The sequence below is a fragment of the Pseudomonas sp. FP2335 genome (assembly GCF_030687535.1).
In the GTDB taxonomy this organism is placed as follows: Bacteria; Pseudomonadota; Gammaproteobacteria; order Pseudomonadales; family Pseudomonadaceae; genus Aquipseudomonas.
The window spans coordinates 1,728,471-1,749,070 of record NZ_CP117437.1; the positions used below are offsets into that span (position 1 = coordinate 1,728,471).

Annotated in this window: 22 protein-coding genes; 11 read left to right on the forward strand and 11 right to left on the reverse strand. The window is 60.2% G+C overall.

Features of this window, described 5'->3' with window-relative positions:
* Positions 1–292 precede the first annotated feature (292 nt).
* Positions 293–1,756 (forward strand): glyceraldehyde-3-phosphate dehydrogenase, encoded by a 1,464-nt coding sequence (locus PSH81_RS07660; RefSeq protein ID WP_192298633.1) that lies wholly within the window; start codon positions 293–295, stop codon positions 1,754–1,756.
* A 173-nt stretch (positions 1,757–1,929) separates the two neighbouring features.
* Here PSH81_RS07660 and PSH81_RS07665 read toward each other — a convergent pair whose 3' ends face one another.
* Positions 1,930–2,451, reverse strand: a complete 522-nt coding sequence (locus PSH81_RS07665) for a chalcone isomerase family protein (RefSeq protein WP_192298634.1) — start codon at positions 2,449–2,451, stop codon at positions 1,930–1,932.
* Between the two features lie 64 nt (positions 2,452–2,515).
* On the opposite strand from PSH81_RS07665, the gene PSH81_RS07670 reads away from it, so the two are divergent.
* Both PSH81_RS07670 and sthA read left to right on the forward strand, forming a co-directional pair.
* Positions 2,516–3,526 (forward strand): FAD:protein FMN transferase, encoded by a 1,011-nt coding sequence (locus PSH81_RS07670; protein ID WP_305392267.1) that lies wholly within the window; start codon positions 2,516–2,518, stop codon positions 3,524–3,526.
* A 188-nt stretch (positions 3,527–3,714) separates the two neighbouring features.
* Complete coding sequence (gene sthA / locus PSH81_RS07675) at positions 3,715–5,109, forward strand: Si-specific NAD(P)(+) transhydrogenase (RefSeq protein WP_016971429.1); 1,395 nt, start codon at positions 3,715–3,717, stop codon at positions 5,107–5,109.
* 42 nt (positions 5,110–5,151) lie between these two features.
* Here the strand turns inward: sthA and PSH81_RS07680 are convergent, their stop codons facing one another.
* Both PSH81_RS07680 and PSH81_RS07685 read right to left on the reverse strand, forming a co-directional pair.
* Positions 5,152–5,874, reverse strand: a complete 723-nt coding sequence (locus PSH81_RS07680) for a glycerophosphodiester phosphodiesterase (RefSeq protein WP_192298635.1) — start codon at positions 5,872–5,874, stop codon at positions 5,152–5,154.
* Between the two features lie 44 nt (positions 5,875–5,918).
* Entirely contained in the window at positions 5,919–6,503 is a 585-nt protein-coding gene (locus tag PSH81_RS07685) for a PilZ domain-containing protein (RefSeq protein WP_305392268.1), read from the reverse strand.
* A 94-nt stretch (positions 6,504–6,597) separates the two neighbouring features.
* Between PSH81_RS07685 and PSH81_RS07690 the strand changes: the two genes are divergently transcribed.
* From PSH81_RS07690 to PSH81_RS07700, 3 genes are read left to right on the forward strand one after another with little or no spacing between them, the layout of a single operon-like run.
* Positions 6,598–7,848, forward strand: coding sequence for a lipoprotein-releasing ABC transporter permease subunit (locus PSH81_RS07690; protein ID WP_192298637.1), 1,251 nt, complete (start codon positions 6,598–6,600; stop codon positions 7,846–7,848).
* Positions 7,849–7,855: 7 nt separating this feature from the next.
* Positions 7,856–8,539, forward strand: coding sequence for a lipoprotein-releasing ABC transporter ATP-binding protein LolD (gene lolD, locus PSH81_RS07695; protein ID WP_003218941.1), 684 nt, complete (start codon positions 7,856–7,858; stop codon positions 8,537–8,539).
* A 58-nt stretch (positions 8,540–8,597) separates the two neighbouring features.
* Positions 8,598–9,842, forward strand: coding sequence for a lipoprotein-releasing ABC transporter permease subunit (locus PSH81_RS07700; RefSeq protein ID WP_192298638.1), 1,245 nt, complete (start codon positions 8,598–8,600; stop codon positions 9,840–9,842).
* A 105-nt stretch (positions 9,843–9,947) separates the two neighbouring features.
* On the opposite strand, the gene PSH81_RS07705 is transcribed toward PSH81_RS07700, so the two are convergent.
* A complete protein-coding gene (locus PSH81_RS07705; protein WP_226455323.1) occupies positions 9,948–11,294 on the reverse strand; it encodes a heavy metal sensor histidine kinase in 1,347 nt (448 codons plus the stop codon).
* On the reverse strand, positions 11,291–11,971 hold the full coding sequence (locus PSH81_RS07710) for a heavy metal response regulator transcription factor (RefSeq protein WP_226455324.1): 681 nt from the start codon (positions 11,969–11,971) through the stop codon (positions 11,291–11,293). Before PSH81_RS07710 ends, PSH81_RS07705 begins: the two co-directional genes overlap by 4 nt.
* A 156-nt stretch (positions 11,972–12,127) precedes the next feature.
* Between PSH81_RS07710 and PSH81_RS07715 the strand changes: the two genes are divergently transcribed.
* Positions 12,128–12,643, forward strand: a complete 516-nt coding sequence (locus PSH81_RS07715; protein ID WP_305392269.1) for a cupredoxin family protein — start codon at positions 12,128–12,130, stop codon at positions 12,641–12,643.
* A gap of 61 nt (positions 12,644–12,704) precedes the next feature.
* Positions 12,705–13,535 (forward strand): NADPH-dependent 7-cyano-7-deazaguanine reductase QueF, encoded by an 831-nt coding sequence (gene queF, locus PSH81_RS07720; RefSeq protein ID WP_226455326.1) that lies wholly within the window; start codon positions 12,705–12,707, stop codon positions 13,533–13,535.
* Positions 13,536–13,634: 99 nt separating this feature from the next.
* On the opposite strand, the gene PSH81_RS07725 is transcribed toward queF, so the two are convergent.
* The 3 genes from PSH81_RS07725 to PSH81_RS07735 form a co-directional block, all read right to left on the reverse strand.
* Positions 13,635–13,841, reverse strand: coding sequence for a hypothetical protein (locus PSH81_RS07725; protein ID WP_226455327.1), 207 nt, complete (start codon positions 13,839–13,841; stop codon positions 13,635–13,637).
* A 250-nt stretch (positions 13,842–14,091) separates the two neighbouring features.
* On the reverse strand, positions 14,092–14,358 hold the full coding sequence (locus PSH81_RS07730; RefSeq protein ID WP_192298644.1) for a DUF4404 family protein: 267 nt from the start codon (positions 14,356–14,358) through the stop codon (positions 14,092–14,094).
* A gap of 110 nt (positions 14,359–14,468) precedes the next feature.
* Complete coding sequence (locus PSH81_RS07735) at positions 14,469–15,077, reverse strand: HAD family phosphatase (RefSeq protein WP_226455328.1); 609 nt, start codon at positions 15,075–15,077, stop codon at positions 14,469–14,471.
* Between the two features lie 196 nt (positions 15,078–15,273).
* On the opposite strand from PSH81_RS07735, the gene PSH81_RS07740 reads away from it, so the two are divergent.
* Positions 15,274–15,963, forward strand: coding sequence for a VacJ family lipoprotein (locus PSH81_RS07740; protein ID WP_192298646.1), 690 nt, complete (start codon positions 15,274–15,276; stop codon positions 15,961–15,963).
* Between the two features lie 60 nt (positions 15,964–16,023).
* Here the strand turns inward: PSH81_RS07740 and PSH81_RS07745 are convergent, their stop codons facing one another.
* Entirely contained in the window at positions 16,024–16,320 is a 297-nt protein-coding gene (locus PSH81_RS07745) for a PilZ domain-containing protein (RefSeq protein WP_226455329.1), read from the reverse strand.
* Between the two features lie 276 nt (positions 16,321–16,596).
* Here PSH81_RS07745 and rssB point away from each other — a divergent pair, with 276 nt between their 5' ends.
* Positions 16,597–17,778, forward strand: a complete 1,182-nt coding sequence (gene rssB / locus PSH81_RS07750; RefSeq protein WP_017737359.1) for a two-component system response regulator RssB — start codon at positions 16,597–16,599, stop codon at positions 17,776–17,778.
* On the forward strand, positions 17,778–18,260 hold the full coding sequence (gene rssC, locus PSH81_RS07755; RefSeq protein WP_010566476.1) for an anti-sigma factor antagonist RssC: 483 nt from the start codon (positions 17,778–17,780) through the stop codon (positions 18,258–18,260). The genes rssB and rssC overlap by 1 nt, the downstream gene beginning before the upstream one ends.
* Before the next feature lie 132 nt (positions 18,261–18,392).
* On the opposite strand, the gene tal is transcribed toward rssC, so the two are convergent.
* A complete protein-coding gene (gene tal, locus PSH81_RS07760; protein WP_226455330.1) occupies positions 18,393–19,319 on the reverse strand; it encodes a transaldolase in 927 nt (308 codons plus the stop codon).
* A 175-nt stretch (positions 19,320–19,494) separates the two neighbouring features.
* The gene (gene dusA / locus PSH81_RS07765) at positions 19,495–20,514 is read right to left on the reverse strand and encodes a tRNA dihydrouridine(20/20a) synthase DusA (protein ID WP_226455331.1); all 1,020 of its coding nucleotides are present in this window, start codon (positions 20,512–20,514) and stop codon (positions 19,495–19,497) included.
* Positions 20,515–20,600: the final 86 nt, after the last annotated feature.

Here is a 20,600-nt window from a genome sequence, read left to right on the forward strand (position 1 = left end):
GCAAGGCGCCGTCTGTCAGTTGCTGACTGCGCCTATTACGGTTTGTAGGAAATGTAGTGGCTAAGACAAACAATGGCGGGTTTTGACTCAATATGTAGTGCCAAAACTGCTCAGGTTTTCGGAGGGTTACGGACAAGTCGCGTGCCGCGCTCAACTGATGGCCTTCTGAAACCCGCGTGTTTACTGGGCTCCAGCGCGGTGCCTGTTTTTCGCAAGCACTTTTTGTTGGGTTGCGCGCATTGCTCCGAGGGCGGTCGGGCGGCATAATGTAGCCCCTTTTTTCTGCCCCTACATGTGGAAGGTTCCCGTGACTCAGAAGCCCGACCAGTGTCTTGGTGAATGGATCGACCGTGAAGCACTCGCAGAAGCGATGATTCCGCTTATCGGCCAGCTGTACCGCAATAACAATGTGGTGAGCTCGATCTATGGCCGCAGCCTGATCAACCAGTCTGTCATCGCGATTCTCAAAGCTCACCGCTTTGCGCGCCATCGCTCCGCCGACGACAGCGAACTCTCCGTCCACGAAACATTCCCGCTGCTTAAGGCCATGAGCGAGCTCAAGCTCGGCGCGGCTTCGGTAGACCTGGGCAAGCTGGCCTACAAATTCCGCAAGGAAGGCGCCGGGCGTACCGCCGAGCAGTTCGTGCGTGAAGAATTGGCCGATGTGGTGGGTCAGCAAAACGCCGCTGCCCGCAAAGGCACCGACGTTGTGCTGTACGGCTTCGGTCGTATCGGCCGCCTGCTGGCGCGCATCCTGATCGAAAAAACCGGTGGCGGCGACGGCCTGCGCCTGCGTGCCATCGTGGTGCGTAAAGGCGCCGACAACGACCTGACCAAGCGCGCAAGCCTCTTGCGTCGTGATTCGGTGCACGGTCCGTTCAACGGCACCATCACCATCGACGAAGAAAACAACACCATCACCGCCAACGGTAACCTGATCCAGGTGATCTACGCGAAGAACCCGACTGAGGTGGACTACACCCAGTACGGCATCAAAGACGCGCTGCTGGTGGACAACACCGGTGTGTGGCGTGACGCCGAAGGCCTGGGCCAGCACCTGGCCTGCCCGGGTATCGACCGCGTTGTCCTGACCGCTCCGGGCAAGGGCAAGCTGAAGAACATCGTTCACGGCATCAACCACGGTGAAATCACCGCTGACGACAAGATCGTGTCCGCCGCCTCCTGCACCACCAACGCCATTGTGCCGGTGCTCAAGGCGGTGAATGACAAGTTCGGCATCGTCAACGGTCACGTTGAGACAGTTCACTCGTACACCAACGACCAGAACCTGATCGACAATTTCCACAAGGGCGATCGCCGTGGCCGCAGCGCCGCGTTGAACATGGTCATCACCGAGACCGGTGCTGCCACTGCCGCCGCCAAGGCCCTGCCTGAACTGGCCGGCAAGCTGACCGGTAACGCGATCCGCGTTCCGACGCCTAACGTGTCGATGGCTATTCTCAACCTGAACCTTGAGAAAGCCGCTACCCGCGAAGAGATGAACGAGTACCTGCGCTTCATGGCGCTGCACTCCGATCTGCATAAGCAAATCGACTTCGTCAATTCCCAGGAAGTGGTCTCCACCGACTTCGTTGGCTCGCGCCACGCCGGTGTGGTGGACGCTGAAGCGACCATCACCCAGGACAACCGTGTTGTCCTGTACGTGTGGTACGACAACGAGTTCGGCTACAGCTGCCAGGTGGTTCGCGTGATGGAAGACATGGCCGGGGTCAACCCGCCTGCGTTCCCGCGCTAAGCATCAGCGCTGAATGAAAAAGCCCCGACTGGTTCGGGGCTTTTTTGTGGCTGAGGGGTTTGTGTTGGTTGTGAGTGCCTCATCGCGGACAAGCCCGCTCCCACATTTGGAATGCAACCCCCTGTGGGAGCGGGCTTGCCCGCGAAGGCGTCAGCTCAGTCAACCGATCAGTTTCAGTCCAGCAGCCCCTCTGACAACCCCTTGGGCGCCAGCCAGATTCCCAGGTAAGCCTTCGCCAGTTCACGGTCGCGACTGCTGAACACCACCTGGCCATTGATCTCCAGATTCAAGCCGCGCGCTGCTCGATAATCCAGCGCATACCGGTCGCCCCGACGGATGTCGCGAAAGTGGGCGTGCAGCCGGGCCACTGCGGGCTTCAAGCGCGCGTCGGCTTGCTGGCGCTCCAGCGTGCTATTGGCCGCCTTGATCACATCGCTGCGATCAATGTCGCGGTAGTAATACAGCTCAAGACGCAGGTCCTGTTGTTGATGCCAGGCGAGCTTCGCGCTGGTGTCAGGCGGGGCGTACAGGGCGGCTGCGTACACATCGGCCCAGAGGTAGGTGAGCACGGTCTGGTTTTTCAGGGTCAGCGCATGCGCCTGCACCGGAAAATCCGCTTGCCTGAGACGATCTGCCTCATTGGCTTGGGCTGTGGGCGCCAACATCAGCAATAGACAAAAAAGCGCATGCCGCATAATGGCCAGTCCTGAAAGGGTGCGTGCCTACAGGTTAATTCAATTTGCGATGGCGACTGGATTTATGGGTGATCTGCGACAAGTGGTGATGATGGGGATGCTTGCCCTGCTGGCGGGATGCGGTGGCGAGACGCTGGAGCACTTTGAAGGCCCGACCATGGGCAGTACGTATTCGGTCCAGTACGTCAGAACGGCCCATACTCCGGCGCCGAAAGAGCTTCAACGCCAAGTGGAAAGTCTCTTGGATGAGGTTGACCGGCAAATGTCGACGTACCGCGGCGATTCGGACATCGAGCGCTTTAATGCCCTGCCGGCGCACAGTTGCCAGCCCATGCCCGAGCCGATCCTGCACTTGGTGCGCACCGGGGAGCAGTTGTCCCTGGCCAGTGACGGCGCGTTTGACCTGACGGTCGAGCCGTTGCTCAACCTGTGGGGCTTCGGCCCCCAGGCGCGTGAGCTGAAGGTGCCGGACGCGGCGACGCTGGCGCAGGTCCGCCAGCGGGTTGGCCACCAGCACCTGCGCATCAACGGCGCGCAGTTGTGCAAGGACGCCGCCGTCGAGGTCGACTTCAACAGCATCGCCGCCGGTTACGCAGTGGATCGCATCGCCGAGTTGTTGGTCGGACAGGGCATCCACCATTACCTCGCCGAAGCGACGGGCGAACTCAAGGCTGCCGGGCGCAAACCGGACGGCACACCCTGGCGCATCGCCCTGGAAGAGCCGCGTGACGATCAACGGGTCGCCGAAAGAATCATCGCCGTGGATGGCTTTGGTGTGTCCACGTCAGGTGACTATCGCAATTATTTCCAGCAGGATGGACAGCGTTATTCCCACACGCTGGATGCGCGCAGTGGTACGCCGATCAGGCATCGACTGGCGTCGGTGACGGTGTTGCATTCGTCGGCGCTGATGGCCGATGGGTTGTCGACGTTGCTGTTGGTGCTTGGGCCTGAACAGGCGTGGAACTACGCCGAACAACAGCAGATCGCGGCGTTTTTTGTGCTGCGTGAGGGCGAAGGTTTCGTCACACGCAGTAACAAGGCATTCGAGCAACTGACGGCGCTGAAACCGTAATCGGCAGCCTGTAGTAAAGGCAAGACTGGCCTACGACGCGACCAAGGGTTAATGTGCGCGGCGTTGAGCCTTATATAGACTGTGCCCCGGTTCACACACTTGAGCCAAATTGTCCTTCATGACCGCTGGCCGCGGCATGATTTAGCCCGGCGTCCAACCGTACGCCTGGCCTGTTCTGAGGAGTACGCATGGCTGTCTACAACTACGACGTGGTGGTACTGGGTTCCGGCCCGGCTGGAGAAGGTGCGGCGATGAACGCCGCGAAGGCAGGGCGCAAGGTGGCGATGGTCGATAGCCGTCGCCAGGTCGGCGGTAACTGCACCCACCTGGGTACCATCCCGTCCAAGGCGTTGCGTCACTCCGTACGCCAGATCATGCAGTTCAACACCAACCCGATGTTCCGGGCCATTGGTGAGCCGCGCTGGTTCTCGTTCCCGGACGTGCTGAAAAGCGCCGAGAAAGTCATCTCCAAGCAGGTCGCCTCGCGCACTGGCTACTACGCGCGCAACCGTGTCGACCTGTTCTTCGGTACCGGCAGTTTCGCCGATGAGCAAACCGTCGAAGTGGTCTGCTCCAATGGCGTGGTCGAAAAGCTGGTGGCCAAGCACATCATCATCGCCACGGGGTCGCGTCCGTATCGTCCGGCGGACATCGATTTCCACCACCCGCGTATCTACGATAGCGACACCATCCTGAGCCTGGGCCACACCCCGCGCAAACTGATCATCTACGGCGCCGGCGTGATCGGCTGTGAATACGCCTCGATCTTCAGCGGCCTGGGTGTGTTGGTGGAGCTGGTGGACAACCGCGACCAGTTGCTGAGCTTCCTCGACTCGGAAATTTCCCAGGCGTTGAGCTACCACTTCAGCAACAACAACATCACCGTGCGCCACAACGAAGAGTACGAGCGCGTCGAAGGCCTGGACAACGGCGTGATCCTGCACCTCAAGTCCGGCAAGAAGATCAAGGCCGACGCCTTGCTGTGGTGCAACGGCCGTACCGGCAACACCGACAAGCTGGGCATGGAAAACATCGGGGTCAAGGTCAACAGCCGTGGCCAGATCGAGGTGGACGAGAACTATCGCACCTGCGTGCCGAACATCTACGGCGCCGGTGACGTGATCGGCTGGCCAAGCCTGGCCAGCGCCGCGCATGACCAGGGCCGTTCGGCCGCTGGCAGCATCGTCGACAATGGCAGCTGGCGTTATGTGAACGACGTGCCGACCGGGATCTACACGATTCCCGAGATCAGCTCGATCGGCAAGAACGAGCACGAACTGACCAAGGCCAAGGTGCCTTACGAAGTGGGCAAGGCGTTCTTCAAGAGCATGGCGCGTGCGCAGATCGCCGGTGAGCCCCAAGGCATGCTGAAGATCCTGTTCCACCGCGAAACCCTGGAAGTCCTCGGCGTGCATTGCTTCGGCTATCAGGCGTCGGAGATCGTGCACATCGGCCAGGCGATCATGAACCAGCCGGGCGAGCAGAATACCCTCAAGTATTTTGTGAACACGACGTTCAACTACCCGACCATGGCCGAAGCCTATCGGGTAGCCGCCTACGACGGTCTCAACCGGCTTTTTTGAGCGGCTCCGGCCGGTGGCCTGAGCCGGCCGGGGAGACCGATTTCAGTAATTCCCGAGGGTGGCAGTGGCCAAACCGGGAAAGTCTGTAATCAGGCTATCTACGCCGAAGTCGGCGAGCCTGCGCATCAGCGCAGGTTCGTTGACCGTCCACACGGATACATGCAGGCCCTGGCGCTGGGCTTTTTCCAGACGCTCGGGGGTGCACAACGTCCAGTTCAACGCCAGAATCTCACAGCCGTAGTTCTGCGCGACCTTCAGCGGGTCGAGCCAGGCGTATTCGGCCACCAGGCCGCGTGACAGATCCGGGGTGAGTTCTACCGCAGCTTTCAGTACTTCCCGCGAACTTGAGGTCACGGTGACCTTGTCCATCAGGCCGAAACGTACGGCCATCTCACGAATTGCCAGTACGGTGGTGGCCGCGCGGGTGCGCGAAGCGCTTTTGACTTCCAGTTGCCAGTGATCGAAGTCGCATTTTTCGAACAGTTCTTCCAGGCGCGGGATCGGGCAAGGCGTGATCCAGCCCGGGCCGCCCTTGCGCGCGTCCATCTTCACCAGGTCCGCCGCCGAGTATTCGACGACTTTGCCGCGCCGGTCGGCGGTGCGCTTGAGGGTAGGGTCGTGGATGACCATCAACTCGCCGTCCATGGACAGGTGCAGATCCAGTTCACAACGGCGCACGCCGTGCTTGAGGCATTCCTGAAAGCTGGTCAGGGTGTTTTCCGGTGCTTCGCCTTTGGCACCGCGGTGGCCGTAAATCAGGGTCACAATTGCTCCTTTGCGCCAGCTGTACTGGCGGGGTGAATAGGGATTCAGGTGTCTTGGGCGTCGCTTTGTTCCCGCGCCAGTCGGCGTTCCTGGGCTTGTTTTTGCAGGATGTAGCGGGCGAGCAGTTGGCGTTGGGCGTCGGTCATGGATTCGAATTCGGTGCCGATGTCAAAACCTGCGCCCTTGGGATCGCAATGGGTCACCCGCGCACGCAGCAGCAGGCCGAGCGCCTGGGGCATCAGCACCAGCTTGACCGCCAGGTGTGCGCCGGGGACGAGCGGGGTGGGGTGCTGGAAGTCGATGCCGCCTTCGGAAATGATCACCGGCTGCGGCTCGCCAACCGCACTGCGCAGGCTTTGCGCCATGACCTGGCTGAGCAGGTCCAGGCGCTTGTTCTGCACTTTGAGGAAGGCGGCCAGGCTGCGATCTTTCTCGCTGATCTGGCGTAGCAGGTGTTGGGCTTCGAATTCGCTCAGGTGCAGTTCGCTGAGCAGATTGAACAGCGGTGACTCATCCTGCAACACTTCCTTGCTCGCCGCTTCAGGGGCGGACAGGGTTTTGATTTGAAGTGCGATCATGTCGTCGATACGGTAGTATTCGCGGCGCTCTTCTTCATCTAATGTCGACATGGCGAACCCCAGCTAGCGTTAATGGTCTGAGTGTAAAGCTGCTTACCAGACCCCGCCACCGGGACGTCTTCTTTTCCTCCGAACAAGCCCCGACATGTTCAGACCTCTCTTCGTATTTATCGGCACGCGTTATACCCGTGCAAAGCGTCGCAATCATTTTGTGTCGTTCATTTCCTTGACCTCGATGATCGGGCTCGCCTTGGGCGTGGTCGTGATGATCGTGGTGCTGTCGGTGATGAACGGCTTCGATCATGAGATGCGTACCCGCGTGCTGGGCATGGTGCCCCACGCGACCATCGAGGGCGACGCGCCCATCAGTGACTGGCAAAGCCTGGCCGACAAGGTCAAGCAGAACCCCAAGGTAGTGGCCGTCGCGCCGTTTACCCAGATGCAGGGGTTGCTGACCAATGACGGCAAGGTGCAGAAGATCCTGCTCAATGCCATCGATCCGGCCCAGGAGCGCAACGTCTCGATCATCGACAAGTTCATGTTGTCGGGCAAACTCGATGACCTGGCGCCGGGTGAATTCGGCATTGTGATCGGCGACAAGGCGGCGGCCAAGCTCGGCGTTAACCTGGGTGACAAGCTGACCTTCGTCGCCCCGGAAGTCACCGTGACCCCGGCAGGCATGTTCCCGCGCATGAAGCGCTTTACCGTGGTCGGCACCTTCCACGTCGGCGCCGGCGAGATCGACGGCTACCTCGGCTTGACCAACCTCACCGACCTGGCGCGCCTGCATCGCTGGAAGCCGGATCAGGTGCAGGGCCTGCGTCTCAAGTTCAACGACCTGTTCGACGCCCCGCGTACCTCGTGGGAAATCGCTCAGCACCTGGGTGAAAGCCAGTACTACGCCCGCGACTGGACGCGTACCCACGGCAACCTGTACCAGGCCATCCGCATGGAAAAAGCCATGATCGGCCTGCTGTTGCTGCTGATCGTCGCCGTGGCCGCGTTCAATATTATCTCCACGCTGGTGATGGTGGTGAACGACAAGAAGGGCGACATCGCCATTCTGCGCACCCTGGGTGCCACGCCCGGGCAGATCATGGCGATCTTCATGGTGCAGGGCACGGTGATCGGCGTGGTCGGCACCTTGATCGGTACCGCCGTCGGGATTTTGGCCGCGCTCAACGTCAGCGCCGCCATCGCCGGCCTTGAAACCTTGATCGGCCACAAATTCCTCAACGCCGACGTCTATTTCATCGATTACTTGCCGTCCCAGGTGCAGGCCCAGGACGTGTTGATGGTGGGCGGCGCCGCGTTGGTATTGAGCTTCCTTGCCACCCTGTATCCAGCCTGGCGCGCGGCACGTACCCAGCCAGCACAGGCCTTACGTTATGAGTGAATCGGGCATGAGTGAAAAAGCAATCTTGAGCTGCCGCAACCTGGGCAAGTCCTACGAGGAAGGCCCGGAGTCGGTGGTGGTGCTGTCGAACCTGCAACTGGAACTGCATCCTGGCGAGCGCGTGGCGATTGTCGGCAGTTCCGGCTCCGGCAAAAGTACCCTGCTGAACCTGTTGGGCGGCCTCGATACGCCGTCCCAGGGCAGCGTCTGGCTGGCCGGCGAAGAACTTTCGGCCCTCGGTGAAAAGGCTCGTGGCCAACTGCGCAACCGTTCCCTCGGTTTTGTGTACCAGTTCCACCACCTGCTGCCGGAGTTCACCGCCCTGGAAAACGTGTGCATGCCGCTGCTGATCGGCAAGACCGCGATCCCGGAAGCCCGCCAGCGCGCCCAAGCCTTGTTGGAGCGCGTCGGCCTCGGCCATCGCCTGGAGCACAAGCCGGCCGAGCTGTCCGGTGGTGAGCGCCAGCGCGTGGCCATCGCCCGCGCCCTGGTGAACAACCCGGGCCTGGTGATGCTCGACGAGCCGACCGGCAACCTCGACTCCCACACCGCCCAGGGCATCAAGGACTTGATGCTGGAACTGAGCACCCAGATGCGCACTGCGTTCCTGGTGGTGACCCATGATATGAGCATGGCCCGCCAGATGGACCGTGTGCTGCACCTGCAGGAAGGTCATCTGGTCGCCATCTGACCTGTTTCAAGCCCGGTGTCCTACATCGGGTTTTCTATTTTTCCAACGGTGCCCGCGAATGTTCAGACCGTTATCGATTTTCATCGGCACGCGCTATACCCGCGCCAAGCGCCGCAACCGTTTTGTTTCGTTTATCTCGATGACCTCGATGATCGGCCTCGCCCTGGGCGTGCTGGCGATGATCGTGGTGTTGTCGGTAATGAACGGCTTTCAGCGTGAAATGAGCTCGCGCATCCTTGGCATGGTGCCCCACGCCACCATCGTCGGCGTGAACCCGATTGACGACTGGCAGCCGCTGGCTGCCGCTGCGATGAAGAATCCCGAGGTGACTGCCGCAGTACCGTTCACGCAAATGGATGGCATGTTCTCCTACAAGGGCGCCATGCAGCCGATTGAAATCAGCGGCGTCGACCCGGCCCAGGAAGGCAAGGTGTCGATCGTGGCCCAGCACATCGTGCAGGGCAAACTGGATGACCTGAAACCCGGCGAGTTCGGTGTGGTGGTCGGCGAAATCACCGCACGGCGCTTTCGCTTGAACGTGGGTGACAAGCTGACCCTGATCGTGCCGGAAATCAGCAGCGCGCCGGGGGGCATCACCCCGCGCATGCAGCGCTTGAATGTGGTTGGCATCTTCAAGGTCGGCGCCGAGCTGGATGGCTCCATGGCGTTGATCCACATGGCTGACGCGGCAGAAATCCAGCATTGGCAGCCGAACCAGGTGCAGAGCGTGCGCCTGGCGGTGAAGGACCTGTACGCCGCCCCCAAAGTCTCGGCCGATATTGCCGCTAGCCTGGGCGCGGCTTACAAGGCGGATGACTGGACCCACACCCAGGGCAGCCTGTTCAGCGCGATGAAGATGGAAAAGACCATGATCGGCTTGTTGCTGCTGATGATCGTCGCGGTGGCGGCGTTCAACATCATCGCGACCTTGATCATGGTGGTGAACGACAAGGGCGCCGACATCGCAATTCTGCGCACCATCGGCGCCACGCCACGCCAGATCATGGCGATCTTCATGGTGCAGGGCACGGTGATCGGCATCGTCGGCACGTTGATTGGCGGTGTGCTGGGGGTGATTGCGGCCCTGAACGTGAGTGAGCTGGTGGGCTGGGTCGAGCGGGTGACGGGGCAGCATATCTTCAGCTCAGACGTGTACTTCGTCAGTAACCTGCCCTCGGAGCTGCAAGGCGGCGATGTGCTGCTGATTTGTACGGCAGGGTTTGTGTTGAGCTTTTTGGCGACGCTGTACCCGGCGTATCGGGCGGCGAAGATTGAGCCGGCGCATGCCCTGAGATACTCGTAGTTTTTAAGACCGTCTTCGCGAGCAAGCCCGCTTCCACATTTTGAGTTGTGAATACATTCAAATGTGGGAGCGGGCTTGCTCGCGAAGCGGCCGGCACCGCCTGCATCAATCCGGCTGTGGCAGCTCAACCACAAACCTGGTCCACCCCGGCCCGGACTCACAGAAAATCCGCCCCCCATGCGCCCGCACAATCGACTGGGTAATCGCCAGCCCCAGCCCCGCATGCTCGCTGCTGCCCTCGCGCCGCGCCGGGTCAGCCCGGTAGAAGCGGTCAAACAGCTTTGGTAGCAACTGCGGTGCAATGCCTTCCCCGGTGTTCTCGACAGTCAGCCGCACCCCGTCCTCGATCCGTACCCGCACTTCTCCGCCTGTCGGGGTGAACCGCAGCGCGTTATCCAGCAGGTTCGACAGCGCCCGACGCAGCATCCCACGATCCCCGGTGATGTGGGCCGTGCCTTCGCGCGTCAGGCTGATCTGCGCGTCTTCCGCCAGCAACGCAAAAAACTCCAGCAGGGCATCCACTTCGTCCGCCAGTGCCAGCGGTTCGCGCCTGGGCATCAGCAAACCGTGGTCCGCCTTGGCCAAATACAACATGTCGTTCACGAGCTGTGCCATCCATTGCAGCTCTTCCAGGTTGCTGTGCAGGGCCTCGCGATAATCCTCTAGCGGGCGTGGCTGGGTGAGGATGACCTGGGTCTGGGTCAGCAGGTTTGACAGCGGCGTGCGCAGTTCATGGGCGATGTCGGCGGAGAACGCCGAGAGGCGCTGGAACGCGTCGTCCAGGCGGCCGAGCATGGCATTGAAGGCTTGGGCCAACTCGGCCAGTTCCGCCGGCATTTGTTCCTGGGGCAGGCGCTGGGTCAGGGAGTGGGCGGAAACGCCCGCCGCCACTTCCCCCATGCGCCGCAGTGGCCGCAAGCCACTGCGTGCCGCCCACGCGCCGAGCAGTGCGGTGGCGAGTGCCGAAAGGCCGACGGTGAGCCAGATCAAATGCTGCATGCGTTGCAGGAAGTGCTGGTGGTGGGTGATGTCGAGCATCAGGCTCAGTTGCGCCGAGCCCGGTTGACCGGCGCTCAGCGGCGCGTTGTAGACACGGTAATCGGTGCCGGCGTGTTGCAGGCGATGCAGGCCCGGGGATTCGGGTAGCGTGACCCCCGGCGCACCATCAAACCAGCGTTGGCCGGCAGCGCTGATGCGCAGGGTCAGGTCGGGTTGGTGATCGAGTTCAGTGCGCAATTGCGCTTCGCGCTGGCTGAATAGCTGCGGCGTGTCGACCCCCTGCAAGGTACTGCGCAGGGCTCCCAGCCTGGTTTCGAGCAGTTGCTGATCCAGTTCGATGAAGTGCGCCTCGCTGGCGCGGTTGAACAACACGCCGGCGAGCAACGAGACCACCGCCGTGCACGCGGCAAACAGCAGCGCCAGGCGGCTGGCCAGGGACAGGCGCTTGATCAATTGACACGCTCCTCCAGCACATAACCCATGCCGCGCACCGTGTGGATCAGTTTGTTGGGGAAGTTGTCGTCGACTTTCAGGCGCAGGCGGCGGATCGCCACTTCGATGATGTTGGTGTCGCTGTCGAAGTTCATGTCCCACACTTGTGAGGCAATCAGTGATTTTGGCAATACTTCGCCCTGGCGGCGCAGCAGCAGTTCCAGCAGGGAGAACTCCTTGGCGGTGAGGTCGATGCGCTGGCCATCCCGCTCGACGCGGCGGCGGATCAGGTCCAGGCGCAAGTCGGCCAGTTGCAGGGCGGTTTCCTGCGGCGAACTGCTACCGCGGCGCAGCAGGCTGCGTACCCGGGCCAGCAGTTCGGAAAAGGCGAAGGGTTTGACCAGATAATCGTCGGCGCCGAGCTCCAGGCCATGCACGCGGTCTTCCACGGCGTCGCGAGCGGTGAGAAACAGCACCGGAATGTCCAGGCCAGCGCTGCGTACCGCTTGCAGGATTTGCCAGCCGTCGCGCCCCGGCAGCATCACGTCGAGGATTAGCAGATCATAGTCGCCGGTCAGTGCCAGGTGCTGGCCGCTGGTGCCGTCGGCCACCAGTTCGGTGGTGAAGCCGGCCTCGGCCAGGCCCTGGCGCAGGTAATGGCCGGTTTTCGGTTGGTCTTCGACAATCAGCAATTTCATGGGCGGCTCTTGGTTGCGGTGCACGAGGCGCTTTATACCGTGGGTTACGGGATCAGGGCGCAACCTGACAAAGTTGTAATCTAGCAGTCAGCTGTCTGGCAGCGGCCTCATCTTAGAGTGCTGTCCAAGCGGGTTACACATTTTTGGAGAGTTGAGATGGCATTGCGTACACCCCTGTTGTTGGCAGGTTGCCTGTTGGTGGCGAGTTTTGGTGCGATGGCGGATGCGGCACATACCTTTGCCTTCGGCCACGCGGCCCCTGCCGAGCAGGCCACGCGTACCGTGGAAGTGACCCTGCGGGACATTGCTTTTTCGCCCAAGTCACTGGACGTGAAGGCCGGTGAGACCGTGCGCTTTGTCCTGGTGAATAAAGGCCAGTTGCTGCACGAATTCAACCTGGGCGATGCGGCGATGCATGCCCAGCACCAGAAGGAAATGTTGCAGATGCAGGCCAGCGGCATGCTCACCGCCACTGGCATGGGCAAGATGGATCACAGCGCCATGGGCCATGGCGCAATGATGAAGCATGATGATCCCAACAGCGTGTTGGTCGAGCCCGGCAAAACCGCCGAGTTGACGTGGACGTTCACCCAGTCCACGGGCCTGGAGTTTGCTTGCAACCTGCCAGGGCATTATCAGGCGGGCATGGTTGGCAAGCTGAACGTCGAGTAGGCCGCAAAGGCGGGGGCAAAGGCTGGTAGACTGGCGGCGTTTATTTAGCCAGGTTTCCGCCATGCATCCCGCAGCCGAACATTCGCCGCTGGGCAAGTCCAGTGAATACATCTCCACCTACACCCCGTCGTTGTTGTTCCCGATCCCTCGCGCCGCCAAATGGGCCGAGCTGGGCCTGAGTGCCGAGACCCTGCCATACAAAGGCGTGGATTTCTGGAACTGCTTCGAACTGTCCTGGCTGCTGCCGTCGGGCAAGCCGGTGGTGGCCATCGGTGAGTTCAGCATCCCGGCTGACTCGCCGAATATCATTGAGTCCAAGTCCTTCAAACTGTACCTCAACTCGTTGAACCAGACCGCGTTTGCCGATACGGCAAGCCTGGAAGCGACCTTGCGTACCGACCTCGGCGCCGCCGCCGGCAAGCCAGTGAGCGTGCGCATCCGCAGCCTGGCCGAGATCGAGGCCGAAGGCGTGATGGCGTTGCCCGGTGTGTGCATTGATGAGTTGGACATCAGCGTCAGCAACTACGAACACCCACGCCCGGAACTGCTGCGTTGCGATGAATCGCGGATTGTCGAGGAGAGCGTGCATAGCCACCTGCTCAAATCCAACTGCCCGGTGACCAGCCAGCCCGATTGGGGCAGTGTGGTGGTCGAATACCGGGGTCGCGCGTTGGACCACGCGAGCTTGCTGGAATATATCGTGAGCTTTCGCCAGCACTCTGACTTCCATGAGCAGTGCGTGGAGCGCATCTTCCTGGATTTGCAGCGCTTGCTGAAGCCGGAAAAACTGACCGTGTATGCGCGGTATGTTCGCAGGGGCGGGTTGGATATCAACCCGTATCGCAGTACTGAAGATGTGGCGTTCCAGAACGTGCGCCTGGCGCGTCAGTAAAGCCGGAAAACGTCACTCTTCAGGAGTGGCGGGAGTGGTTCCTCCCGCCACTTTCTTATCCATGCCTAATGTGCGTGGATAGACGGCGTTTCGTGGGTATCAGTATGTGATTTTCTCTTTGCCATCGCCAACTGGGAAATATCGATCATTCTCGTCTGTAGCCCCACCATAGCTCCTCGAAATTGAGTATGAAGGCTCAGTTCCTTTGCCTTTCATAGCCTCTTGCTGCCCTGCATCTATCTCGTTCTGCTGAAAATACTGTTGCATTACTTGAAAAGCTGGCGATGCGCTCGATACGGCACTCATTATAAGTAAAGCTCCAAAGTTAATTGAAAGGACCATTCCTCTCACAACCTCAGTGGCAAGCTCCGTGGTTTGGGTTCCCGTCGATGATGAAATTTCCCGCAAAAGCGACGCTATGATTCTACAAAAGGGAAGGCGTATTTCTGAGCAAAAAAAAGCCGACGCCCGCTTAGGCATCGGTTTTCAATTGTTTGCCGAGAGGGATCCGCGCAAATGCAGCTCTGATAGATGTTGATTTTCAGGTGCTATGCCGTCAGATCCCGATATTGCCCAAGGTGACCATGATATTGCGCAAGGTCCCGGAAATCACCGGGTGCTCAGCGTCGAACTCAATGGCCGCTTGATTCACATCATCGGAAATACTCGGTGTCTGGGTGGCCGGCTCAAGTTCAAGTTGTAATTCGAACTTGGCAATCAAGGCTTGCAATGCTGTACGTTTTTCTTCCGACAGCGGCGGTTCCTGTTCCAACTGCCCGCGCAGGATTTCGACCTGTTCTTCCAGTTTTTTGCGATCAGGCATGACGTGTTTCCTTTTATCGATAGGCACTGACATAGACCACGGCACGCCGAGAAAGGTCTACGGGCTGACCTGTAGATTAATCCACTGGCGCCAACCGTGCATGATCCGTGTCAGGGCTTCTCGCCTTTTAGTTGGCGCAGGCTGATGTCGGCCAGGCAGGTGCCGAGTTCGCCCAGGTGGTCGATCACCGAGTGCACGCCCAGCCCGTACAGGGCCACGGTGGCTTTGCCGCGCTTGTGCTCGCGCTCTTGCTCGCTCAATGCCTGCCATTGTGTCGGGGCCATGCCGCACAGCGAGCCGCAGGATGCCAGGCCAATCGTCCACAGGCCGGCGTTGAGCCCCGATTGCAGCAAGCGCGGTTCGCCGCTGACCAGCACACAGCCTTCCAGGCGTTCGATGTTCAGTTCCATCAAGGCTTGCCAGCAGGCGTGAGGCGCAGGCCAACGGATGGCAGAGGGCGATGCCGCTTTCAGCCAGCCCGGCAATACGGCGGCCAGTGGTGTGGTGACGCAGGCGGGCAGTTCATCCAGCCAGGCGCAGGGCACGCCTTGTTCATGCAGGCTGCGCAGGATGCTCAGGGCGCCCGGCGTGGCGTGGGAGCCCGGCGAGGGCGAATCGGTACGTGCCTGGGAACCGAAGTCCACCAGGCAGCCACTCAGGCCGAACAATACAGCGGTCAAGGCAGGCGCGCTGGCGATGGCAATCTCGGCGTGAGGCATGTCGACATCCCTGAAATAGCTCTGACGCTATCGGCATGGGATGACAAGTGGATGACACAGGGCCTCAATTGTAGGAATTTTGTGCATTTTAGACAGGACGTTTCCCCGACTGCTGCGTAAATGGACACTTCCGTCATATACTCACCGACTTATTCAGGGCATAGCGCCCATGACAGACCCTTAAGGAGCAAAAGCTATGCGCTGGAGCCACTATTTCGCTCAGCTGTCGGTGTGTGCCACTGTCCTGCTGGCCCCGTTCGCTGTACAGGCCGCCTCGGAAGATGATCCGTGGGAAAGCGTCAACCGCCCGATCTTCACCTTCAACGACACCGTTGATACCTATGCGCTCAAGCCATTGGCCCAGGGTTATCAGTTCGTGACGCCGCAATTCATGCAGGACGGCGTTCATAACTTCTTCCGTAACATCGGCGATGTCGGCAACCTGGCCAACAACGTGCTGCAGCTCAAGCCGCATGCGGCGGGTGTGGACACGGCGCGCTTGCTGATGAACACCACGTTTGGTGTGCTCGGCTTTATCGACGTCGGTACCAAAATGGGGTTGCAACGCAGTGACGAAGACTTCGGTCAGACCCTCGGCTACTGGGGCGTCGGCAGTGGTCCTTATGTGATGCTGCCACTGCTGGGCCCAAGCACCCTGCGTGATGCACCGTCCAAATACGTAGACAGCTACACCCAGCCGTACCGCTATATGAACGACATCGGCTGGCGCAACAGCACCTTTGGTCTGAACGTTGTCGATACCCGTGCCAGCCTGCTGGACAGCGAGAAGCTGATCACCGGCGACAAGTACACGTTCATCCGCAATGCTTACCTGCAGAACCGCGAGTTCAAGGTCAAGGACGGCAAGGTCGTCGACGACTTTTAAGCCGTGATGTTTTGAAACGAAAAAGGCGACCTCGATGGTCGCCTTTTTTGTGGGCAGGTTTCAGTACATTTTCAGGATCTTGAGCCCGAGGTGCTGGTCTGGGCCGTTTGTCTTGGTCCAGACCACTTCGGTGTCCGCTTCCAGTCCCGTGAGGGCGCTGTGCTCGGAATCGATGCGTACAGTCAGTTTGTCGCCTACCTGGAATTGGCGAGGTGCCTGCACCTGCATGCCGGAACTGGAAAGGTCCACGCAAACCCCGGCAATCTCCTGCCCGGCGTGGATCAGCGACACATCGGCATCCACTCGCATGCGGATGAAATCGCGTTTTTCGGCGTAGTCGCGCTCGTGTTGGCTCACGGGTTCCATCCTTACTTTGTGTTGTGGTCGTGGCTGTTCTTATAACTCTCGGTGATTTGCGATGTAAAGACGCTTGGCGACCATCGGCATGAGCTTGAAACCCCAGACGGATGGGAGTACCGTCTGCGCCTTAGAAGGGCACCTCTGCTTTACCGTTGTGCGTGGGCCAAATGCCCATGCTTTGTAGGACAGAGAGGCTAGAAAGCGAATCCAGTAAGTGCGCCCGGCCATTGTCGCGCCACCTACGCCAACCTAATTCTGGCGCCGTTTGCCCACATGCAAAAAACCAGTGCCACGCTGCTGATAATCGATGACGACGAAGTAGTGCGCGCGAGTCTCGCGGCCTATTTGGAAGACAGTGGCTTCAGCGTCCTGCAGGCCAGCAATGGCCAACAGGGTCTCCAGGTATTCGAGCGCGACAAGCCCGACCTTGTGATCTGCGACCTGCGCATGCCCCAGATGGGCGGCCTGGAGCTGATTCGCCAGGTGACCGAGCTCGCGCCGCAGACGCCGGTGATTGTCGTGTCCGGTGCCGGGGTGATGAACGATGCGGTCGAGGCTCTGCGCCTGGGCGCTGCCGACTACCTGATCAAGCCCCTTGAAGACCTCGCGGTGCTGGAGCACTCGGTGCGTCGTGCCCTGGATCGTGCACGCCTGCTGCTGGAAAACCAGCGCTACCGCGAAAAGCTCGAAACCGCCAACCGCGAACTCGAAGCCAGCCTGAACCTGCTCCAGGAAGACCAGAACGCCGGTCGCCAGGTGCAGATGAACATGCTGCCGGTGAGCCCGTGGACCATCGACGAGTTTCAGTTTGCCCACCAGATCATTCCGTCCTTGTACCTGTCGGGTGATTTTGTCGACTACTTCCGCGTTGATGAGCGGCGTGTCGCGTTCTACCTGGCCGATGTCTCCGGCCATGGTGCTTCCTCTGCTTTTGTCACCGTGTTGTTGAAGTTCATGACCACGCGGCTGCTGTTCGAATCCAAGCGCAATGGCACCTTGCCGGAGTTCACCCCGTCCGAGGTGCTGGGCCACATCAACCGAGGCCTGATCAGCTGCAAGCTGGGCAAGCACGTAACGATGGTGGGCGGCGTGATTGATGAAGAAACCGGTCTTTTGACCTACAGCATTGGCGGTCACCTGCCGATGCCTGTGTTGTACACGCCTGACAGTGTGCGTTACCTGGAAGGACGGGGTCTGCCCGTAGGCTTGTTTAACGAAGCCACCTACGAAGACCACATCCTGGAACTGCCACCGACGTTCAGCTTGACGCTGATGTCCGATGGCATCCTCGACCTTCTTCCAGAGCCTACACTCAAGGAGAAAGAAGCTGCCTTGCCCCAAAAGGTCAAGTCGGCGGGCGGCAGCCTGGATGGCCTGCGGCAGGTTTTTGGATTGGCCACGCTAGGGGAGATGCCGGATGATATCGCCCTATTGGTGTTGAGCAGGAATCTTTGATGAGTACCGGAAGAATCCAATTCGCCGAGCAAGACGGGACCTTTGTCCTGAAGTTTGTCGGTGAAGTGCGCCTGACCTTGTGTTCGGCGCTGGATGCGACGATCGAGCGGATCTTCACCGCGCTGAATTTTTCGGCGATCGTGATCGATCTGACCGAAACCCGCAGCATCGATAGCACGACCCTTGGGTTGTTGGCCAAGTTGTCCATTCTGTCGCGGCAGAAGGTCGGCCTGTTGCCGACGGTGGTCACCACCCACGAAGACATCACCCGGCTGTTGCAGTCCATGGGCTTCGATCAGGTGTTCAACATCGTTGATCGCCCGATTCCGTGCCCGGAATGCCTGACTGACTTGCCGTCCCAGGACCAGTCCGAGGAGGTGGTACGCATCAAGGTGCTGGAAGCGCACAAGATCCTGATGGGCTTGAACGAGTCCAACCGCGAGGCGTTTCACGACCTCGTCAATGCCCTCGAGCGCCACTGATCTCCTGTGTAGGAATACGTCCCAAATATGGAAGGGGGCTCGCCCCGATAGCGCCAGATTGATCAGCGCACTTCCAAACAGACAAAAAAGGGCGGCACCCTCACAGGTGCCGCCCTTTTTGTTGCTGCAGCCTTACAGCTTGGCAGTCAACAGCGCCTCCAGCTTCTCCTGGTCACGCGCAAACTGGCGAATGCCTTCGGCCAGCTTCTCGGTTGCCATCGCGTCCTCGTTGGATTCCCAGCGGAACTGCGCTTCAGTCAAATGCACGCGTGGCTCACCGGCATGGCCGGGCGACAGCTTGCGCTCCAGCTTGCCGGTATCGGCAGCGAGTTTTTCCAGCAGGTCCGGGCTGATGGTCAGGCGATCACAACCGGCCAGCTCTTCGATCTGGCTCAGGTTGCGGAAGCTCGCACCCATCACCACGGTCTTGTAGCCATTGGCCTTGTAGTAGTTGTAGATGCGCGTCACCGACTGCACGCCTGGATCTTCCGAGCCGGTGTAGTCGGTGCCGTTGGCCTTCTTGTACCAGTCGTAGATGCGACCCACGAACGGCGAAATCAGGAACACGCCCGCTTCCGCGCAAGCCACCGCTTGGGCGAAGGAGAACAGCAGGGTCAGGTTGGTCTGGATGCCTTCTTTTTCGAGCTTCTCTGCGGCGCGGATGCCTTCCCAGGTGGAGGCGATCTTGATCAGTACGCGGTCACGGCCAACGCCGGCTTTTTCGTACAGATCGATCAGACGGTGCGCACGCTTGAGTACGGCGTCAGTGTCGAACGACAAGCGTGCATCCACTTCAGTGGAGATGCGCCCCGGGACTACTTTCAGGATCTCCTGGCCCACGGCCACCGCAAAGCGGTCACTGGCCAGGCCAACGTCGCCGTTGCAGTCTTTCACGCACTCATCCAGCAGCTTGGCATAGGCCGGAATCGACGCCGCCTTGAGCAGCAGGGACGGGTTGGTGGTGGCATCCTGCGGTTTGACCCGGGCGATAGCTTCGAAATCGCCGGTATCGGCTACGACAGTGGTGATTTGCTTGAGTTGTTCCAGCTTGGAAGTCATGGGCGTGCTCTGTCCTGTGGGTCTGATGACATTACCCGAGCGCTGACAGCCGCTCAAGGGCGCAAATGCGTTCATCGGCCCGCCGTGGCAACAACCTGGGAACGGTCATCTGAATAGCGGGCCTGACGGTTTAATAGGAGGGCGAAAAGGCTGGCAGGTTCAACTCCGCTAATGGTCAGCGCCCATCCAGCAGAGCGGCTGCCTGATCGAGCAGTGCCAGTGGGTCGGCAGCCTTGTGAATATCCACCGACAGCAACTGCCGGAACTTGCGCGCTCCAGGAAAGCCGGTGCCCAGCCCCAGCACATGCCGGGTGATGTGGTGCATCGAACCGCCTGTCGCCAAATGCGCCGCGATATACGGCCGAAGTTGCGCCAGCGCCTGCGCCCGCGTGATCACCGGCTGCGTGCTGCCAAATAGCTGCTGATCGACCTGCGCCAGCACATAGGGGTTGTGATACGCCTCGCGCCCCAGCATCACCCCGTCAAAGGTCTGCAAGTGCTCCTGGCACTGCTCCAGCGTCTTGATTCCACCGTTCAGGATGATCTCCAGCTCGGCAAAATCCCGCTTCAGCTGCGCCGCCACGTCATAACGCAAGGGCGGAATATCCCGATTCTCCTTGGGCGACAAACCCTCCAGAATCGCAATGCGCGCATGCACGGTAAAACTGGTGCAGCCTGCGTCCTTCACCTGCCCGACAAAATCACACAGCTCGGCGTAGCTGTCCCGGCCATTTATCCCGATGCGGTGCTTCACCGTTACCGGAATCGACACCGCATCGCGCATTGCCTTCACACAATCTGCCACCAGCGCCGGATGGCCCATGAGGCACGCGCCGATCATATTGTTCTGCACGCGATCACTGGGGCATCCAACGTTCAGGTTCACCTCGTCATACCCGGCGGCCTCGGCCATCCGGGCGCAGGCCGCCAAGTCCGCCGGAACGCTGCCACCCAGTTGCAGTGCCAACGGGTGCTCGGCGTCGTTGTGGCGCAGGAAACGCTCGTGGTCGCCATGCAGGATCGCGCCGGTGGTCACCATCTCGGTGTAGAGCAGTGCGTTTTTTGACAGCAGGCGCAGGAAAAAACGGCAGTGGCGATCAGTCCAATCCATCATCGGCGCGACGCTGAAGCGGCGAGAGGGCTCGGAGCGGGAAAGGTTAGCGTTTGCTGGGGATTCGGCTTTTTCGGAGTTCATTAATACTGATCTTTTATACGGCGGTTTTTACCCGTGTTCCCTTGTTTTCTGAAGTCGGTAGCTACGTAGTAGCGATCGACATTCGG